The sequence below is a fragment of the Marinigracilibium pacificum genome (assembly GCF_012926615.1).
Lineage (GTDB): Bacteria > Bacteroidota > Bacteroidia > Cytophagales > Cyclobacteriaceae > Mangrovivirga > Mangrovivirga pacifica.
Genome location: NZ_JABBNU010000004.1, coordinates 394,182 through 413,472, shown reverse-complemented (window position 1 = coordinate 413,472; position 19,291 = coordinate 394,182). Strand labels below are relative to the sequence as shown.

Below are 19,291 nucleotides of genomic sequence, written 5' to 3'. Positions count from 1 at the left end.
CGCTTTTTTTTTACTTTCACGCATATAAAATTTTTTATGTCAACCACAGCACAATTAACAAAAAGGTGGGGTGAGCTGAAGAAGTTTCATCTTTCTTTCCTTGATACATTAGAAAATGAACCTGCTGAGTTTTTATTTTTTAAACTTAATGAGGAAAAATGGAATTCAGCCCAGATCATCAATCACCTGATGAAAGTAGAAAAGAATACATTTGATTTTATTTCTCACTTTGATTTTAATAGAAAAAAGGAGAAAACCGGAATCCGTAATCTGATTAATAGTTTTATGCTAAATGCATTTCTTAAATCTACTATGAAGGCTAAAGTACCAACTAAAGCCATCGAACCAGATGAAAATCCGGATATAGAAACAATGATTCAATTTTATCGAGAACATACAATAAAATTTGAAAAATTCATTGATCAATTTCCGCAAGACAAATTAGACTTTTTTATCTTTAAGCATCCGTTAGCGGGTAAGTTGAATATTTTACAAACAATTGAATTTTTAACTAATCATTCTTTGCACCACAGTATTCAAATAACAAAACTCAAAAGAATATATAATTAATCAGAAAATGATAGAAGCATTTAAATCATTAAACCCTGACGAAGTTAAAATTATGATGGAAGCCCCTGTATGGGTAACTATTTTAATCGCCAGTGCCGATCATAAAATCGATAAAGAGGAATTGGATGAAGCTTTATCAATGATCCATTTAAGAGAAAAAACAGGTAGGTTTGTACTTCGTGAATATTACCATGAAGTTGACCAGACTTTTAAAAAGGACCTTGAAGCGGCTGTTGCTTCCCTTCCTGATGATGAGCAAAAAGCAGGAGAAATGGTGTTAAGTCACCTAAAGAAGATAAATGATGTTCTTCCTAAGCTAGATAGGAAATTTGCCATTCAGTTTTATGATGCTATGCAGGATTTCTCTATGAAAGTTGCTAAAGCTAATGGTGGTTTTCTGGGATGGTTTAGAATTAATTATGATGAAAAACAAGTTGTTGATCTTCCAATGATCAATGATCCTGAAAAAATATAAAGTAACTTAATCAGTAATTAAGCTGCTCAATTTGGGCAGCTTAATTTTTTTATGGATAATCTGTTATTAATATTTATTTGTTTGTCAGGAGGTGCTTTACTCAGAAACCTTCGGATATTACCTGACAATACCTATGTAGGGTTGAATGCATATGTTATTAATATTGCTTTGCCTTCATTATCCATTTATTTTATTAGTAATCTGAATTTTGATATTTCACTTTTATTTCCAGCTAGTGTTGCCTGGATTTTAGTTTTTATTTCATGGATATTTTTTGCTTTGGTTGGCAAAATATTTAATTGGCCTGATAAATTAATAGGGTGTTTAATTTTAACTACTGGATTTGCAAACACCTCTTTTCTTGGATTTCCGATTATCGAAGCTTTTTATGGAGAAGAGGGGCTTGAGAAAGCTTTAATTGTAGATCAAGTTGGTTCATTTATGGCATTATCTACATTAGGCTTATTTATCGCTCAAAAATATTCTCATTCAACTAAATCAAAGACTAATATATTTAAACGATTAATTACTTTTCCTCCATTTATAGCATTTTGTATAGCCATTCTTATCAATTTTAGTGGTTTTTCCCTGCATTGGACAATTGCAGAGGCCTTTCATAAAATTGGAATTACTTTAGTGCCTGTTGCCCTTGTATCGGTAGGGATTCAATGGAGAATCAACCGGCAATCTGTTTATATTCCTTTTCTGATTATTGGTTCAATTGCAAAATTGATAGTTTTTCCAATAATTATATTTATAGCTTATTATTTTCTTGGTGCTTATGGTATTACAGCTAAAGTAAGCATTATGGAAGCAGCAATGCCATCGATGATAACTGCATCTATTTTGGCAATTAACCATAATTTAAAGAAGGATCTTGCAAACCTAATGGTTGGAGTGGGATTAGTATTATCTTCAATAATTCTACCTCTTTGGTATTATTTCCTGGAATGGATTTTTTAAAAATCCAATGTTAGCTGAAGGTCCGTTTCTGTTCCTTTTGTTAAAGACGAAATGCCAAACCCTAATAGTCTGACAGGAGGGTAGTTCTTTTGGTCTAATAAACTGCCTAATAATTCTGAAGCCACCTTTTCAATAAGTTCTTTTTCCTTAAAAGGCAGGGTTGATGAATAACTTTTCGAGAATACTTTAAATTGGTTGTCCTTGATTTTAACAGTTAATGTTCTGCCGAAATTCTCATTTTTAATACTCCAGTTATAAATTTTATCAATCAATCCTGATAAAAACTCCTGAAGATATGATTCTTGTCGGTGATCTTTTTCAAATGTTCTTTCAGCACTAACAGATTTTCTTGTTCTATCTGGTACCACCGGTCTATTATCTATTCCTCTGGCTATATTATAAAAGTATTGACCTTGTTTACCAAATGATTGTTTCAATCGTTCAAGACTTATAGATTTAAGATCTTTGCCATGAAGAATACCCATTTTATGCATTTTCTCAGCAGTAGATTTTCCTACTCCGAAAAATTTTTCAATTGGTAGTTTTTCAATAAAAGGCTCAATCTTATCAGGAGGGATCAAAGTAAGGCCGTTGGGTTTGTGAATATCTGTTGCGGTTTTGGCTAGGAATTTATTAATTGAAATTCCTGCTGATGCAGTGAGGCCTGTTTTTTCTTTTATCTTAACTTTTATTTCTCTGGCTATGAGTGTGGCCGAGGGTAATCCTTTTTTATTTTTAGTCACATCCAAAAATGCTTCATCGAGCGATAAAGGCTCCACCAAATCAGTATATTCATAAAATATTTCCCTTATCTCATTTGAAACTTCCTTATATACTTCAAACCGTGGTTTTACAAATATTAAGTCGGGGCATTTTCTTTTGGCAACAATTCCCGGCATTGCAGATTTAACACCATATTTTCGTGCTTCATAGCTAGCTGCAGCAACCACTCCACGAGTAGCACCGCCACCAACAGCTACAGGTTTATTTTTTAATGAAGGGTTATCACGTTGCTCCACAGATGCATAAAAAGCATCCATATCGACATGGATTATTTTATTGGTCACATCCGATGATAAGCGGTTTGGATTCATGAAAAAATGCTGTTAATATTATAAGACCCGTTTTACGGCATTTTAAATGTCACTATTTAATTCAAATATAATCAGGTTAAAATTAAAAAGGAGGAACCTTGAAAAGAAGAGATTTTATTCAATTATCCGGACTTGGCCTGGGAGCGATGGCAGTTTCATCAATACCTATTATTGGTAAAGCTGTATCTCCTGAAGTCTTTCTGGAATCATCAATGGATGTTGCAGCAAAGAAAGTGTTAGCTGATACAGCTCTTAGTGCTGCAAAATCAGCCGGAGCATCTTATGCTGACTTCAGGTTAGGCAGATATCTTAATCAATATGTAATAACCCGCGAAAACAAAGTTCAGAATATTGTAAATACCGAATCTTATGGTATTGGTATTCGTGTTATCGCAAATGGTACCTGGGGCTTTGCTTCTACAAATGAAGTGACTCCGGAAAGTATTGCCAAAACTGCTCAAAGAGCTGTTTCTATTGCTAAGGCGAATAGCAGGTTTCAAACCGAACCAGTTGAGTTAGCCCCTGTTGAATCTTATGGTGAGGTTTCATGGAAAACACCAATCAAGCAAAATGCTTTTGAAGTTCCGGTTGCTGATAAGGTTGATCTATTGCTTTCTGCTAATGCAAAGGCAATGGAAAACGGTGCTAATTATGTGAATAATTTACTATTTCTGGTAAATGAACAAAAATATTTTGCTTCTACTGAAGGTAGTTATATTGATCAGGACATACATAGAATCTGGCCAACATTTACGGTAACTTGTATTGATCCTAAAACTGGTAAATTCAAGTCTCGAAATGCAATGTCGGCTCCTATGGGAATGGGGTATGAGTATATGACTCCAACTGATAGTGAAAAGATAATGAGTCCTGCAGGATTTAATTTATATAGAAATAATTATGATTTGATTGAAGATGCAACAGTTGCAGCTGAACAGGCAAAACAAATGTTGTCAGCACCTTCAATTATGCCAGGGAAATATGATCTGGTATTAGAGCCTAATCACCTGGGACTTACAATTCATGAATCTGTTGGTCACCCATTAGAGCTAGACCGAGTATTAGGGTATGAAGCCAATTATGCGGGAACAAGTTTTGCTACACTTGACAAGTGGAAAACTAAAGACTTTAAATACGGAAGCCCAATTGTAAACTTAGTAGCCGATAAAACTCAGGCTAATTCATTAGGTAATGTCGGTTGGGATGATGAAGGAGTTAAAACTAAGAAATGGCATCTTGTTAAGGACGGTACTCTTGTAAATTATCAGGCTATCCGAGATCAGGTCCAGATTATTGATCAAAAAGAGTCTCATGGTTGTTGCTATGCAGACAGTTGGAATAGCGTTCAGTTTCAAAGAATGCCAAATGTCTCTTTAGAACCTGGGAAGGATAAATACAGCGCTAATGATATGATTAGTGATGTTGAAAAAGGTATATATATTGTAGGTCGTGGGTCTTATTCAATTGATCAACAACGTTACAACTTCCAGTTTGGAGGAACTGCCTTCTTCGAAATTGAAAATGGTAAAATTAAAGGTCCTGTTAATGATGTGGCTTATCAGTCAAATACTCAGGAATTCTGGAATTCTTGTGTGAAGATTTGTGATAAGGACGATTACAGGTTGTTTGGTTCTTTCTTTGATGGTAAAGGACAGCCTTCACAGATAAGTTCGGTATCTCATGGTAGTTCAACTACGAGATTTAACGGAGTAAATGTTATCAATACTGAACGTAAAATTTAACCTAAAAAGATTTTAAACCATGGCAATATTATCAAAAGACGAAGTCAGACAAATCCTTGAAAAGGTAATTGGCTATAGTAAAGCAGATGCTATCGAAGCTAACCTGAATGGTAACATAGGAGGAAACATCAGATATGCAAGAAATACTGTGTCTACCGCAGGTGCTGAAAGTAATACATCATTGGTTGTTCAGTCTAGTTTTGGAAAAAAAGTAGGTACCGCTACAATAAATGAATTTGATGAAGATTCATTAAAGAAAGTTGTCGCTCGTGCTGAAGAACTGGCAAGGCTGTCTCCTGAAAATCCTGAGTTTATGGAGCCTCTGGGGCCGCAAACTTATTTGGAGTCAAAATCATTCTTTGATAGCACTCGAAATATTTCTCCTGAATATCGTGCGGAAGTTGCAGCAAAATCAATTAATCCTGCAAAAGCTAAAGACGTTACCGCAGCAGGATTTTTACAAGATAGCGCTGGGTTTTCAGCAATGATGAACTCAAAAGGACTGTTCGCATACAATCAAAGTTCAAGTGTAGACTTTACTGTGACAATGCGATCAAATGATGGTACGGGATCCGGTTGGGTTACTCGTGATTTTAATGATGTTGATCGTTTCGATGCAGAGGCTGCTTCAATGGTTGCTCTTAATAAGGCAACAATGTCAAAGAATCCGAAAGCATTGGAACCAGGTAAATATACTGTTATCCTTGAACCGGCAGCAGCTCACGATTTACTCCAGAATATGATTGGAAATATGGATGCCAGATCTGCAGATGAAGGAAGAAGTTTTCTTTCAAAGCAGGGTGGTGGAACCAAAGTTGGAGAAAAGTTATTTGATGAAAGGGTAACAATATTTTCTGATCCAACAAATGATCAGGTACCATCTGCACCATGGGGACAGGATGGTCTTCCGGTTAAAAAGACCATGTGGGTTGAAAACGGAGTAGTGAAAAATATGTTTTATAGTCGATACTGGGCTGAAAAGAATGGTGTCGAACCGATGCCTTTTCCAAGTAATGGAATAATGATTGGAGGTGATAAATCACTTGAAGATCTTATTAAAGGAACTGAAAAGGGTATTTTAGTTACCCGGCTGTGGTACATCCGTTCTGTCGACCCACAAACTCTATTATACACAGGATTAACCAGAGACGGTACCTTCTATATCGAAAACGGAGAAATTAAATTTCCGGTTAAAAACTTCAGATTTAATGAAAGCCCTGTGATAATGCTTAATAATCTTGAAGAATTAGGTGAACAACAAAGAGTAAACGGAAGCCTGATACCTGCAATGAAGATCAGAGACTTTACTTTTACATCTTTATCTGACGCTATATAATTTTCAAAACTTTATCAAAGCTCAGGTGTATACTAAGTATGCACCTGAGTTTATTATTAGATGAATTACCCATTTTTCTTTACCCGAATTCAATATAATTCCGGTGACTGGAATGTGGATCAGCGAATGCCGAGTAATTTGCTGAATTCCCTGGCCGAATATACTTCTCTGGATATTGATACTGTTGAAAGGGTTGTCCCTTTGAGCAGTAAAAAGATATTTGAAAGTCCGTTTTGTTACCTTTCAGGTCATAAACTGGTTGAATTTTCTGAAAATGAAGCTCAAAATTTTAAACAGTATGTTCAACAGGGAGGATTCATATTTGTAGATGATTGCAATCATGATATTGATGGTTTATTTGCAAAATCATTTGAAAGACAAATGGAAACTTTATTTGGAGCTGGAGAATTAAAAAAGATTCCGAATAATCATTATCTGTATAATTGCTTTTTCAATTTTGAGGATGGACCACCAACTACTTCTCAGGAATTAAATGGATGGGGAGATGATTTAGTCCATGATTATTTGAAAGCTATTACTATAAATGGACGTATTGCAGTGCTGTATAGTAATAAAGATTATGGGTGTGAATGGGATTATGATTTTAGAAATAAAAGGTGGCTCGCCAGGGATAATACCAGATTTGGGGTGAATATTATAATGTACGCATTGACTGTTTAATTATGAGTGAGTTGAAAATTAAAGAAAAAGAAATAGAGTCTCTTCAGAGTAAAATAAAGAGTATTGAATCTGAAGTGAGAAAGCAAATTGTAGGTCAACAGCAGGTAATTGACGAATTACTTACTGCAATGCTGGCTTCAGGTCATGCTTTGATTGAAGGAGTACCTGGGTTGGCAAAAACTCTTCTTATAAATTCAATTGCACAGGCAATGGATCTTAAATTTAAAAGGATCCAGTTTACACCCGATTTAATGCCTTCAGATATTATTGGTACTGAAGTATTGGATGAGGATCAAGAATCTGGTAAGAAAATATTTAAATTTTTGCCAGGACCAATCTTTGCAAATATTATTCTTGCCGATGAAATAAACAGAACTCCCCCGAAAACACAGGCAGCACTGTTAGAGGCTATGCAAGAAAAGATGATTACCTATGCTGGTAAAGATCATGTATTTGATAAACCGTTTTTTATCCTGGCCACTCAAAACCCCATTGAACAAGCAGGGACCTTTCCTCTTCCTGAAGCACAATTAGATAGATTCCTTGTCAAGGTCCTAATTGACTACCCTACTGAATCTGAGGAAGAAGAGGTTCTTAAAATGACAACAGGAACTCAGTTTGAAACTATAAAGGCAGTTTGTACAGCCGAAGATTTTGTTAATGCTCAAAATAGTGTAAAAGAGGTTTATATAGATGACAAATTAATTAGTCAGGTAAACAGATTTATTAGGTCAACGAGGCCATCAAAGGATAACAATTCGGCTATTTCTGGTTATCTCCGATTTGGGGCTGGTCCTCGTGCTGGTCAGGCTTTAATTCTAACAGCAAAAGCCAGAGCATTTAAAGAAGGCAGGTTAGCAGTAGTGCCCGAAGACCTTAAAGTAATGGCAGCAGCAGTTTTAAGACACAGGTTATTATTATCTTATAAAGCTGAAGCAGAAAATATTAATGTAGAAGAGCTAATCAGTAAATCAATAGGTGAAATCGGGTGGTAGAAGATAATATTTCATACCGGGAACTAGATCAGTTAATTCTTAATGTACAGCGTCGGGTTGAGGCCTTTTTACAGGGAAGACACGAAGGACTCAAAACCGGAACAGGTATTACATTTAGTCATTACCGACAATATATGCCTGGTGATGATTTAAGGATGCTTGATTGGAAGATGTACGCTAAAACCGGTAAATATTATGTGCGTATGTCTGAAGTTGAAACTAACCTGCGTATTCGCTTAATAGTTGATTGTTCAGCTTCTTTGGGACACCAGTTTAATGGAACTACCAAATGGGAATATTTAAGTGTTTTTATTGCTGGTCTGATATATGTTTCACATAAAAATGGAGATAGACTTAACCTTCAGTGGTTTGGAGGAACCGATGAACAAAAACTTAGAAAACTGGATATAAGTCATTGGCAACATTTAGCATCAATTGTTTTATCAACCAAACCAAAGGGTAGTCAAAAAGATCTTGAATCTGAAATAAACTGGAAGGACTTTAATCCTGATATCGAAGAGGAAATTTTAATCGTTACTGATGGTTATGATGACAGAATTAAGGATTTTATAAAAAACCATTCAACCTCAAAAAAGCATTATACTTTAGTACATACCTTAGCTCCTAATGAATTGGATGGCTTGTTTGAAAGGGATTCATTACGTGATCTTGAGTCCGGTACAATAGTTACCACATCTGTGAATAATTTTCAATCGGATTATTTAAAGGAGTTTAATGAATTTATTAGAGAATGGAAAGACTTTTGTCACTCATATAAGGTGAGGTATTATCAGTTGAAGATCGATAATGACCCAATTAAATCTTTAATACAATTTTTAAACGGAAACCCTGAATATGAAGATTGATTGGCTGCCATATGGACTTGCTTTAAGTGCAATTTTAATCCCCATTTTAATTCATTTACTAAATCGGAGACAAGGGAAAATTCTTAACATTGGGTCTGTTCGATTTCTTAAGTCTTTTGAGGTTCAAAAAGCCAGGTCAATAAAATTACACGAATTGATTCTCCTAATGTTGAGAATTTCACTGATAACATTGATTGTTTTTTACTTTATTAATCCTACAGCTCCTGGTATTGGAAAAATAAACTTTAAACCAAAAAATTGGCTGGTTGGTGATACTACATCAATAAAAACATGGCTAAAATTACATCCTGAGGATTCATTAAAAACAACTTTTAAGATCTCTGAGGAAAACAATAAAAGTAAAATTTTTAGCCAACTTTTAAGTTGGAACAATTCTGATACACTTCCTCTGTCAGTGATGTTTTTATCTGATTGGAGAAAGTTCGATATCCCATTAAACAAGTATTCCTTAAATTATGAGGCTTTTCTTGTAAATCCTTTTTATAAACCGGAGTCAAATGAAAAAATACGACTTATTGGAGCCGTAAAGGATAGTGTTTATGGTGATTGGGTTTATCAGACTAGAACTCAAAATGATACAATATATTTTGAATCAAACAATGAAATAAGTTCAGATACAATACTTTATACTTTGAATTTTGATTCAACTTCAGTTTTTAAGAATACGGTGAAATATTCTTTGGAAGGCTTGTCGTATGTGTCTGGAATTCAGTTTCTTGAAGTTAATAATCCGAGAATATCTGATTTTGTCTTTACTGATAAGAAAGATTTTCAATTAGATGGAATACCAATAGTGTATGTCACTCCGGGAAATCGAACTAAACTTTCAAAAACTGCTGCAAACTACTATAGCTTAACATTACCAGACAGGGATATAATTGATGAAAAGGATTTATTAATACCTTATTTTGTGTCAAGTGCTGTTCTTCAAACAGACACTACAGGAATCAATACTAGAATACCAGTTTATGAGTTTATTTCCGAAAGAAAACTTAAACCAAAAAGCAAACTGATTGAATTTGGATTTGTATCGAATTATAGGAAGTGGATCCTGACTATATTTCTTCTATTATTTATTTTGGAAAGGGTGTATTCAAGAAAAGTGAGTATGTGATGAAGGAAATTTCTGATAAAATAAGATGGTTTTTAATTAAATGGAAAATGAAAATTCTCCTGCAATCCATCTTTTATTCTTTTGGCTTGTCTTTAATCCTGATCTTGCTTGGTGATGGATATGAGGATGTTTACTATTGGGCATATGGTTTGTTCATAGTGACATTAGCCGGATTTCTGATTTCTTTTCAATTCTTTACACTTAACGCTCAAAATGTACTTGATTTTATTAACAGTAATGAACCGCTAGTACAAAGTAGTACAGGGTTAATTACGAAAAAAAATAAGTCCCTGGTTGAAGAAATTCAATTGGAGCGCATTAAAAAGTATGTGATTGAAGCGCTTAAAAAATTAAGCCCGCCAATAAGTTTATTCAACACTTTTTTGTTTGCTCTATTTACCTTAATTGCCTGGTATTTAGTTAATCAAGCTAAAATGGAGAATGATCGTGTTCTAGGAATAACTCCAGGATCTGTTACCAACGATTCGTTAAATCAGGCAAACGAAAATCTGAAAATTGCTTTCGGAATTGATAAAGCTTCAATGAGAGTGATTCCGCCTTCCTATACTGGGAAAAGGTCGTTTTATAGTGATTTGGAAAGCATTTCTATTCCTGAAAGATCAACATTGATCATTAATATTGAATCAAAGCCAGAAAGGAATTTGTTTGTTATAGAAAACCTGAATGACACCATAAATTTTAATGAAAATGAAAAAGGTAAATACTTTTATAGATCAGAAAATGTAACATCTGACAAAATTGTTGAAATCGGAGTATTGACAGAAGGAGAGTTTTTATCTGTAACCTCATTTTCTATAAATGTTATTCCTGATAATGCACCTGAAATTACATTTATTAAGCCTGTTGAAGAATATTTAATAACACCATTTAAGTCTGATTTTAAGTTTGATATAATCACAATGGTCAAAGATGATTATGCTATCACGGATGTTAAGATAGTTACTACTGTTAGTAGAGGTTCCGGTGAAAGTGTGAAATTCAGAGATCAGGAATTTGATATGGTTAGAGTTGGTAATGGAAGGTATGCTTTTTCCTTAACAACTAATTCTTTGTCATTGGAACCAGGCGATGAAGTTTATTTTCACGTTAGAGCAACTGATAATAAGGAACCGGCTGCAAACATAACTAAGAGTCAAACGAGGTTTATAAAACTAGTTGATGAAAATGCTGATAAACTCACATATAGTGGTGGGATGGCTGTTGATATTATGCCTGAATATTTTAGGTCACAAAGACAAATAATTATAGATACTAAAAAGTTAATATCTGATAGCTTAAAAATTACCAAGGATGAATTCAGACAAAGAAGTAATGAGTTAGGTTATGATCAGAAATTGCTTAGAATCAGGTATAGTAAGTTTATGGGAGAAGAATTTGAGACTGGTGGCCTTGGAATTACTACGCCTGAAGCTGATGCAACAGAAGAACACGATCATGGTGGAGATGGAGATGATCATGAAGACCATGAACATGAATCTGATGCTCCTTCAGCAACAGGGAAGGATGAACTAACAGGGCTGGATGACTTTGTTCATACTCACGATATTGAGTCTGAGTCGACCTTTTTTGACCAGTCAATAAAAGCACTCCTACGTGCAGCTCTTAATGAAATGTGGGATGCAGAATTGTATCTTAGAATGATGAAACCTTCGACTGCGTTACCTTATGAAGAACGTGCTTTATTATTAATTAAGGAAATTCAACAGCGCTCAAGGGTATATGTGGAAAGGGTTGGGTTTGAACCACCTCCGATTAAATTGTCTGAACGTCGGTATGCGGGTGACCTTAATGATATAAGTGATAAGCGAATTAGTGAAAAGGCAAAGATAGAGGAGTATAATTTATATACTTCATTAATCTCTTTTAAGGATTATTTAATAGGGAATTCTAAAATTTATAACTCAGCTGACATTCAATTAGTTGGTAATGAGTTTTCACGTAGAATTCTTCAAAATAATGACATTACCTTATTAAAGCCTCTCGCAAGTTTAAGAAAAGTTTCACAGGGTGATAAATTGTCTAAATCTGAATCGGATCAGTTACTACAATCCTTAAATAAAATTCTATCTGATTTTAATTATAAGTCAGAAAATCAGAAAGTTATCTCTGATAGTTTAGTCAATTTTTATAAGAAAAAATTAACACAATGAACCATTATTGGCTGAATATTATTTTAATCTTTCTGGCTGCCTTGATAGCTTTTGTATTTTCTGTTAAAACACAAGGTAAGGAGCGTATAATTAAAATAACCGGGTCTTTTTTACTGGCGATAGGATTGTATTTATTGCTATTTCCTCTAGCCAATAATGCAGATTTAGATACTTCCAATATTTATCTTGTTGGAACCGGGTATGATTCTACAATTTTTTCTCCTATTAAAGGTGAAAACAACATTGTTATATATGAGGATTCAGTTAATAACAATCACTTTATAGATCCTTCATTAGTTGAGAATATTAAAATTGTCAGTCCATGGGAAGATCAGCTTAAACTCAGATCATATCTAATAGATAATAGAAAAGCTGAGGTATTGTATAATCGAAAATTTGAAGAGCCATTTTCATGTGATTATTCAACTTCAGTTGGTAAGGATTGGCAATTAAACCTGAAACCTTATTTATTGTCAAAATATGATAGTATTGCAATAAATATTAATAATGAAATTATTGCAGCTAAAAGATTGGATACTGATAAACAAATCGATTTTGTAATTAATCATAAATTTAAATCACCAGGTAAATCAATTCTAAATGTAGAATTTTATAAAGGATTTAATAAAGTAAGAACATCCAAACTGGGGGTAAATGTATTACCTTATACGCCCAAGAAAATTGGCTTATTTACCCAAACACCAAATAGTGAGTTTAATACTCTGGTAAGATGGCTTGAATCAGAAGGGCACTCTTATTTTTATCGGTCACAAATTTCTAGAGACAGATTTCTAAATAAAAGTGCCGGAGAGTTTGAGCCTTATCAATTTAATCAAGAGTGGCTTTATCAGTTTGATTTATTCATTGTTTCATCCGATGCATTTAACTCATATGAATGGTCTATAATTTCAGATTTGATAAACCAAAATGGTAAAGGATTAATTATAACCGGAGACAACAGGAGGGGAGTAAATCTTGCTATAAATTATCTAAATGTCAATTTAAAAACTTACTGGCAAGAAGGGCAAAGAATTAGTTACAATGTAAACGTTCATGGAACCCGGGAAACATTAGCCAGATCATCTCTGGCGGGTCTGAAAGGTAATGAACTATCATTTGACTTGTATAAAAATTCTGAATTAAATGAACTTAAATGGCCATACTTTATTTCAGGTAATGGTAGGGTCACCGTTTTACCTTTCAATACAACTTTTGAAATTATGTTGAGAGGTTCAGAGGATGTTTATAATGAAATATGGCAAGTGCCAATTAAAATTGTGAGCAATGCTGTTTCAGATCCTGTATTTATTAAGTTTCCTTACTTAACAAAAAACCGTTTGTTTACTGGTGAAATCATTTCTGTGGATTTACCTGGCAATGGAAATTTTGATGCATTGGAGTTGAATATGGTGCCCAACTTAAATAGAATATCCGGTGCAATTGATTCAACTGGTTGGGTAGAGTTTAGATATAATTCTGGGAACAGTTTTATGTTATATGTTTATGATAATGATTGGCCTGAATTTAATGTAATTGAAAATTCAATTAAGACAGAAGAATCGATTATTGAACATAATCAGGGCATAAAAAGTAATGATTTATTAATTTCGAAGTATAAAGAGCCAGGTTGGTTGTCGTTGTTGCTTATAATTGGTGGAATGGCATTAATCTGGTTAGCTCCAAAGATTTGACAAATGGCTAAACAAAATTCCAAATCAAAAAAGTATTTTTTAATCTTTTCTGCAATATTCATTATAATCATAGGGATAGTTTGTATTGATATTGCCAAAAGAACTACATTTCCAGGAAGTAAACCTCAACTAAAAGAACGGATATTAAACGGAGAAGGAAATGATACTCAAAATGATGATAAAGATTCTGTAAAAAACTCTCAATAAGACAGTTAGTTGAACTATTGATTAATACTGTATAAAATTACCAGTATAACCATAATTAAAAAGTAAAGATTTCTTTAATTTCTTCGTAATGCTGTTGTATATTAGATTCCGATTCTTGACAGCTGTATAGAATAGTGAAATATTTAATCCATCTTATTTTTCTGCTCATATTTATCTACGGGGAAGGGTTATATGGTCAGAATGTTCAATTCGAATTTAATCAATTAAAAGTAGGTAATACCTATACTGAAATTACTGCATCCTCAGTAATACAGGATAATAATGGCTATCTATGGATAGGAACCAAAGGTAGCGGTGTGTTTAGATTTAATGGTTCTGAATTTGTACGGTTTGACCGAGAAAAGGGCCTTCCTTCGGATTTTGTTCTTGATGTAAATATTTCAGACAATGGATCAGTATGGGTGAGTACTCTTGATGGTACTGTTAATATTACTAATGATAAAGTTGTTAAAGAACAGGATTCTGTTTTCAGTCAGCGAGTTGATAAAATAATACCAGCTGTAGGAGATAGTCTATTCTTTTTGTCTGAAAATGAAATATTTCTATATACGGATAGTAAAGTTTACCCATTTGATATTCCGCAATTATATAATAATGAAAAAGTAAGTGCTTTAATTTATTATGATGATCTTTTATATGTTGGAACATCTAAAGGTAGACTTTTGATGAATAAGGATATTGGTGAGTATGATGCTTTAAAAATATCTTCATCACCGATTATTAGTATCAAAGGTTTAGGTGAAAATGAACTAGCTATTGTTTCAAATGAGGACATCTATACCCTCCAGAATGGTAAAGTAAGAAATTTCATTAAAGAATTTCCTAATTTATATAGAGCGGGAGTAACTGATGTTTTAAAAGATTATCAGGGAACAATTTGGATTTCATCGCTTAAAGGTCTCTTCTCAATCAATGAGAATAAAGTAATTAATTATGGTCCTTCAAATGGATTGAATGCTACTGATATTTATGATCTTCATTTGGATCTTAATGGTATGCTTTGGATTGCCGGTGGAAATTCCGGAGTGTTTAATTATAGAGGGGATCAATTCACTTATCTCAATACCAAACCTGAAAATCTGGGTATTATTACGCGAATTTACCAAACTACTCAAGGCTCTACTACTAACTGGGTAACGACTCTTGGTAATGGTGCTTACAGAATTTCCTCAAAAGACACTGTTAATCTCGCAGATATTACCGGAGAAGAATGGCTTCGAAATGAATTGTTTACAAGTGTAAGTTATGGTGGTGGTGCCTTATGGTTTGGAACTAGCGATGGCAGGTTAATAAAGTTTAAAGATGGGTTTATTGATTCCTATAGTTTAAAGCCATATACAAATGGGAAAATAAATTCATTGGCAAGATCTAAAAATGGTATATGGGTAGCTACTGAGAATGGATTAATTCTCTTTACCAATACGGTTGTTAGATATTTTGATCAAAGTGATGGATTCAATTCATCAAAAATTAATGATATATATTCGGATGAATTTAACAATTTATTGATTGCCACCGATAAAGGTTTATATAAATTAATAAATGGTAAAGTTGAATCATTTGACCTTGGTAAAGATCAAAATGTTAAGATAACTCAAATTAGTAAAAGTAAAGATCAGGACTATTGGTTATCTACTTTGGGATCTGGCTTAATAAGGATAAGAAATGATAAGGTGACCTGGTTTACCAAAAATGAAGGGTTAAGTTCATTAAACACATTTAATTTATTTATCGAAACATCCAGGAAAATCTGGTTTAATACTGATAATGGACTTGAATGTATTATTATAAATGAATCTGGAAATGCAGAGGAAACTATAGCCTATGGAGAGGAAGATGGTTTTTATGGTATTTCAAGATATCCGCATGCACTTTCATATTCGTCTAATAATTTATGGGTTGGTACAGATAATGGGATTACTCTAGTTAAAAGATCTCCGAATATTCTAGGAAATTCTGAACCAAAACTTTTTCTGAAAGATATCTCCGGAAATTATGGTGAATCTCCACTTGAGGTGGATGAGGAATTAAAAAAATACATTAATTCAGATGAGGTAATATCTATTGAAAATGATGTTACTACCTTAACATTTTACTTTGATTGTATTGATCTGATTGGAAAAACAGATTGGGTTTATCGTTACCGATTACTACCGGCAGAGAAATATTGGTCACCAGCCTCAACTCAAAGAATTGTCTCGTTTAGTAATTTGAAACCTGGTAAATATACTTTAGAATTTAAGGCTTCAAATCTCAATGAAACCAATTCAATTGAGCCTATCAAAATTAACTTTAGTATTCTTCCTCCATGGTATGAATCTCCTTGGTTTCTATTAGTTGCAGGTATGGGAGCTCTTTTTTTAGTTGTTATGATTGTTAATTTAAGTATTAGTAGTCTAAGGAATTATAATAGGAAGCTCGAGGAGCGAATAGAAGAAAGGACTAGAGAAATTCAGAAACAGAAAGACGAAATAGAAGAAAAAAATGAAGAGTATGAGGCCATAAATGAAAAATTAAAAGAGGCTAATGATACAATTCATAAATTCAATAAAGAGTTGAAGCGAAAGGTGTCTGAACGTACAGCCAGCCTTGAAGAAGCTAATAAAGAATTAGCCTATCTGAATAAAGAACTGGATACTTTTATGTATAAAGCATCTCATGATTTGTTAGGGCCGCTAGCAAGATTGAAAGGTTTGTGTCATCTGGGTAAGCTTGAAGTAGAAGAAGAAGTTGCAGTTAAATACATGAGTTTATTGTCTAATTCTGCTGATGAAATGTATGTCATTCTTAAGAAATTGATTGATATTATTTCAATAAGAGAGAACGATCCGAAAATCAAGAATGTAGACTATCAAAAAATAATAAAAACTGCGTTTAAAGAAGCAAATGTTAAAAATGGGCTCCCTTTTGAGTTAGATATCATTAATAATTATGATAAACCCATTTCAACGGATCCTGAATTACTAAAAAGAGTGTTTTATAACTTGTTTTTAAATAGTATTCAGTATTCAGATATTTCAAATGAAAACTCTAAAGTTAAAATTGACATTGTGCCTAACGGAAAGTATGTTAATTTTTATGTGACAGATAATGGCGTTGGAATTAGAGAAGAATCCAAAAGTCATATTTTTGATATGTTCTATAAAGGATCTGAGAGGTCAAAGGGGTCAGGGTTAGGCTTGTATATTTCAAAAGTGGCAATGGATAAGCTAGGAGGGAAGATAAGACTGGTTGAATCTACTAATGGTAAGACAACCTTTGAAATATCTATTATTAAATAATCAATTCTGAGAAATTAATTCCAATTCAACTTCAGAAAGAGGTATAGAAAGGATTACTTCAGTATAGTTTTGTTCCTGACTTATAATTGATAATTCACCTCCAATTTTATTTGCAGCAGATTGGCATAGATAAAGCCCTAAACCATTACCAGAAGATTGATCAGTACCTTTATAAAACATACCACATACCTTATTAAGCTGTCCTTTTTCAATACCGGTTCCGTTATCAAAAACAGAAACAACTAATTCCTTATTAGACTTTTCGAAATTAACATTTATTACTTTCTGCTCCCTTTCTACTCCTTTTTTATGATAGTTGATACTATTATCAATTAATTGATATATGATCAAAAATAGCATGCGTTTATTGATTAAGATTTGGTCACAATCAGTATTAAAGTTTAACTGTATCTTGTTTGTCTCAAGCCTGCATTTAAACATAGTTAGTATTTCCTGCTGAATTGTATTTAGTTGAATTAAATCTTTATTCCCATTATAATTAAATATTTCGCTTATGCTTATTAACTTTTTAAGCATATCATCCATAGTTCCTGTTGTCTGTTTAATCATTTCAACCAACTGATGAATTTCCTGAATATCCTGATTAGCCATTGAAATATTACATAGTCCCTGGATTGACGTCAAAGGCCTTCTTAAGTCATGAGATGCTCTATACAAAAAAGTGTCTAATTCGTTATTAACTTTTTTTAATTCTCTGGTTCTAAGCTGAACTGTTTCTTCCAGATTAATATTTATGGCTTTGATTTCATTATGCTTCTTTTCGAGTTCATCTCTTTGCTGGACAATTGTGTTGTGCGAATCGATAATCTTCTTATGCTGTTCTTCTATTTTCTTATTTTGATCATAAGTTTCTTTTTGAAGCTTTTCCAGAATTGTAAATCGTTTCCCAAATCTTCTTGAAAGTGTTGAAGCATTCAATATAAAAATTAATAAATAACCAAAATCAATTGTAAATTCAGGAATGGCAAAAAATTGAAAATAAAGAAGCCATTCCAAAAAGAATATCGCCATGGCAGAAATTGCAGCAACTAATCCTATTTTAGATATATCATCATTATTCTTATATGATTGATACGCCAGATATATAACATACCCAATTAATGGTGACAATACAAAGTGAATTATTGTAGTTGCCTCTGTAAATACTTTAACCGGAAAAAATATTGTTAAGGCCATCATTGAAGTGTTACCAATTATGGCCACCTTAGCAAAAAGAGGCTTTGAATAATTTTTAAACAGACTGTTAAAGAACAGTAGCCCAAAGAGGGTGCTTCCAAAGAATGCGAAATAGTCAATCCGCATTAATAAGTCCCAATCTATATTGTTTGAGAGATAAGTGATTTTCTTTTCTGATGTAGCTAAACATCTTATAGCCCATAAAATGGCAAAAAGACTAAAATAAAATATTTCAAGGTCTTTCTTCCAGCTAATAAAGAATACCATAAAAAATATTCCTAACAAAATTATGCTACTATAGATTGCCGTAAGTACTAAATCGTTTTGAACTAATAGTCCTTCTAATTGACTTATGTTACCGAGTAGTGGTGGAGCAATTATACCACCATTAACGTGGTCATAATTAGCATATAATATAGAAATAGTGTTTAAACCGGGCTTTAATGTGATTTCATAAGGAACTATTTTTGCTCCAGGTTTATATTCATCTTTATCAAATGAAAAGACGCCATGTTCAGTTATAAATTCATTGTTTATTTTTAATTGGTAGGCTGATCTAATTATTGGAAATAATATTGCTGTTGTTTTGTGTTCGTCTGAATCTAAAAATATCTTTTTTTGATATTCACCATACTCATAAGGTGATTTATTTAACGGCCCATGCTGTAAGTTAATAATGCTTTTATTATCGAGGTTTTTAATGAGATACCACTTTCCTGATAACTCTATAATATCATTTTCATTTCCATTGATAGTTATTGTTGTAGAGTCTGTCTCTACAGCAAAACCTAGTAAGGTCTGGAGAATTAGGAATAAAGATATTGCAAGCCTGAAATGCGATCCCATTAAAAAAAGTTGTTCTATTT

General features: G+C 33.2%; 15 protein-coding genes. 13 read left to right on the top strand and 2 right to left on the bottom strand.

Going from position 1 to position 19,291, the window contains the following annotated elements; genetic code table 11:
* Positions 1–36 precede the first annotated feature (36 nt).
* The 3 genes from HH304_RS08495 to HH304_RS08485 are packed head-to-tail and all read left to right on the top strand — an operon-like array spanning position 37 to position 2,008.
* Positions 37–570 (top strand): DinB family protein, encoded by a 534-nt coding sequence (locus HH304_RS08495; RefSeq protein WP_169680170.1) that lies wholly within the window; start codon positions 37–39, stop codon positions 568–570.
* Between the two features lie 7 nt (positions 571–577).
* Positions 578–1,045 carry a hypothetical protein gene (locus tag HH304_RS08490; RefSeq protein ID WP_169680168.1) on the top strand — a complete coding sequence of 156 codons (468 nt, stop codon included), beginning with the start codon at positions 578–580 and terminating at the stop codon, positions 1,043–1,045.
* 51 nt (positions 1,046–1,096) lie between these two features.
* Complete coding sequence (locus HH304_RS08485) at positions 1,097–2,008, top strand: AEC family transporter (RefSeq protein WP_169680166.1); 912 nt, start codon at positions 1,097–1,099, stop codon at positions 2,006–2,008.
* On the opposite strand, the gene dinB is transcribed toward HH304_RS08485, so the two are convergent.
* On the bottom strand, positions 2,005–3,102 hold the full coding sequence (gene dinB, locus HH304_RS08480) for a DNA polymerase IV (RefSeq protein WP_169680164.1): 1,098 nt from the start codon (positions 3,100–3,102) through the stop codon (positions 2,005–2,007). The two genes, HH304_RS08485 and dinB, sit on opposite strands and share 4 nt — an antisense overlap.
* A gap of 98 nt (positions 3,103–3,200) precedes the next feature.
* On the opposite strand from dinB, the gene HH304_RS08475 reads away from it, so the two are divergent.
* From HH304_RS08475 to HH304_RS08430, 10 genes are all read left to right on the top strand, one after another.
* Positions 3,201–4,844, top strand: coding sequence for a TldD/PmbA family protein (locus HH304_RS08475; protein WP_169680162.1), 1,644 nt, complete (start codon positions 3,201–3,203; stop codon positions 4,842–4,844).
* A gap of 19 nt (positions 4,845–4,863) precedes the next feature.
* Positions 4,864–6,180, top strand: coding sequence for a TldD/PmbA family protein (locus HH304_RS08470; protein ID WP_169680160.1), 1,317 nt, complete (start codon positions 4,864–4,866; stop codon positions 6,178–6,180).
* A gap of 60 nt (positions 6,181–6,240) precedes the next feature.
* Positions 6,241–6,861, top strand: coding sequence for a DUF4159 domain-containing protein (locus tag HH304_RS08465; RefSeq protein WP_169680158.1), 621 nt, complete (start codon positions 6,241–6,243; stop codon positions 6,859–6,861).
* A gap of 2 nt (positions 6,862–6,863) precedes the next feature.
* Positions 6,864–7,856 carry an AAA family ATPase gene (locus HH304_RS08460; protein WP_169680156.1) on the top strand — a complete coding sequence of 331 codons (993 nt, stop codon included), beginning with the start codon at positions 6,864–6,866 and terminating at the stop codon, positions 7,854–7,856.
* A complete protein-coding gene (locus HH304_RS08455) occupies positions 7,850–8,722 on the top strand; it encodes a DUF58 domain-containing protein (RefSeq protein ID WP_169680154.1) in 873 nt (290 codons plus the stop codon). The genes HH304_RS08460 and HH304_RS08455 overlap by 7 nt, the downstream gene beginning before the upstream one ends.
* Positions 8,712–9,857, top strand: coding sequence for a BatA domain-containing protein (locus HH304_RS08450; RefSeq protein WP_169680152.1), 1,146 nt, complete (start codon positions 8,712–8,714; stop codon positions 9,855–9,857). Before HH304_RS08455 ends, HH304_RS08450 begins: the two co-directional genes overlap by 11 nt.
* Before the next feature lie 47 nt (positions 9,858–9,904).
* On the top strand, positions 9,905–12,028 hold the full coding sequence (locus HH304_RS08445) for a DUF4175 family protein (RefSeq protein ID WP_169680150.1): 2,124 nt from the start codon (positions 9,905–9,907) through the stop codon (positions 12,026–12,028).
* A complete protein-coding gene (locus tag HH304_RS08440; protein WP_169680148.1) occupies positions 12,025–13,719 on the top strand; it encodes a hypothetical protein in 1,695 nt (564 codons plus the stop codon). The genes HH304_RS08445 and HH304_RS08440 overlap by 4 nt, the downstream gene beginning before the upstream one ends.
* A 3-nt stretch (positions 13,720–13,722) precedes the next feature.
* Positions 13,723–13,926, top strand: a complete 204-nt coding sequence (locus tag HH304_RS08435) for a hypothetical protein (RefSeq protein ID WP_169680146.1) — start codon at positions 13,723–13,725, stop codon at positions 13,924–13,926.
* Between the two features lie 134 nt (positions 13,927–14,060).
* A complete protein-coding gene (locus tag HH304_RS08430; RefSeq protein WP_169680143.1) occupies positions 14,061–17,228 on the top strand; it encodes a sensor histidine kinase in 3,168 nt (1,055 codons plus the stop codon).
* Here HH304_RS08430 and HH304_RS08425 read toward each other — a convergent pair whose 3' ends face one another.
* Positions 17,229–19,271, bottom strand: coding sequence for a sensor histidine kinase (locus HH304_RS08425; RefSeq protein ID WP_169680142.1), 2,043 nt, complete (start codon positions 19,269–19,271; stop codon positions 17,229–17,231).
* Positions 19,272–19,291 lie beyond the last annotated feature (20 nt).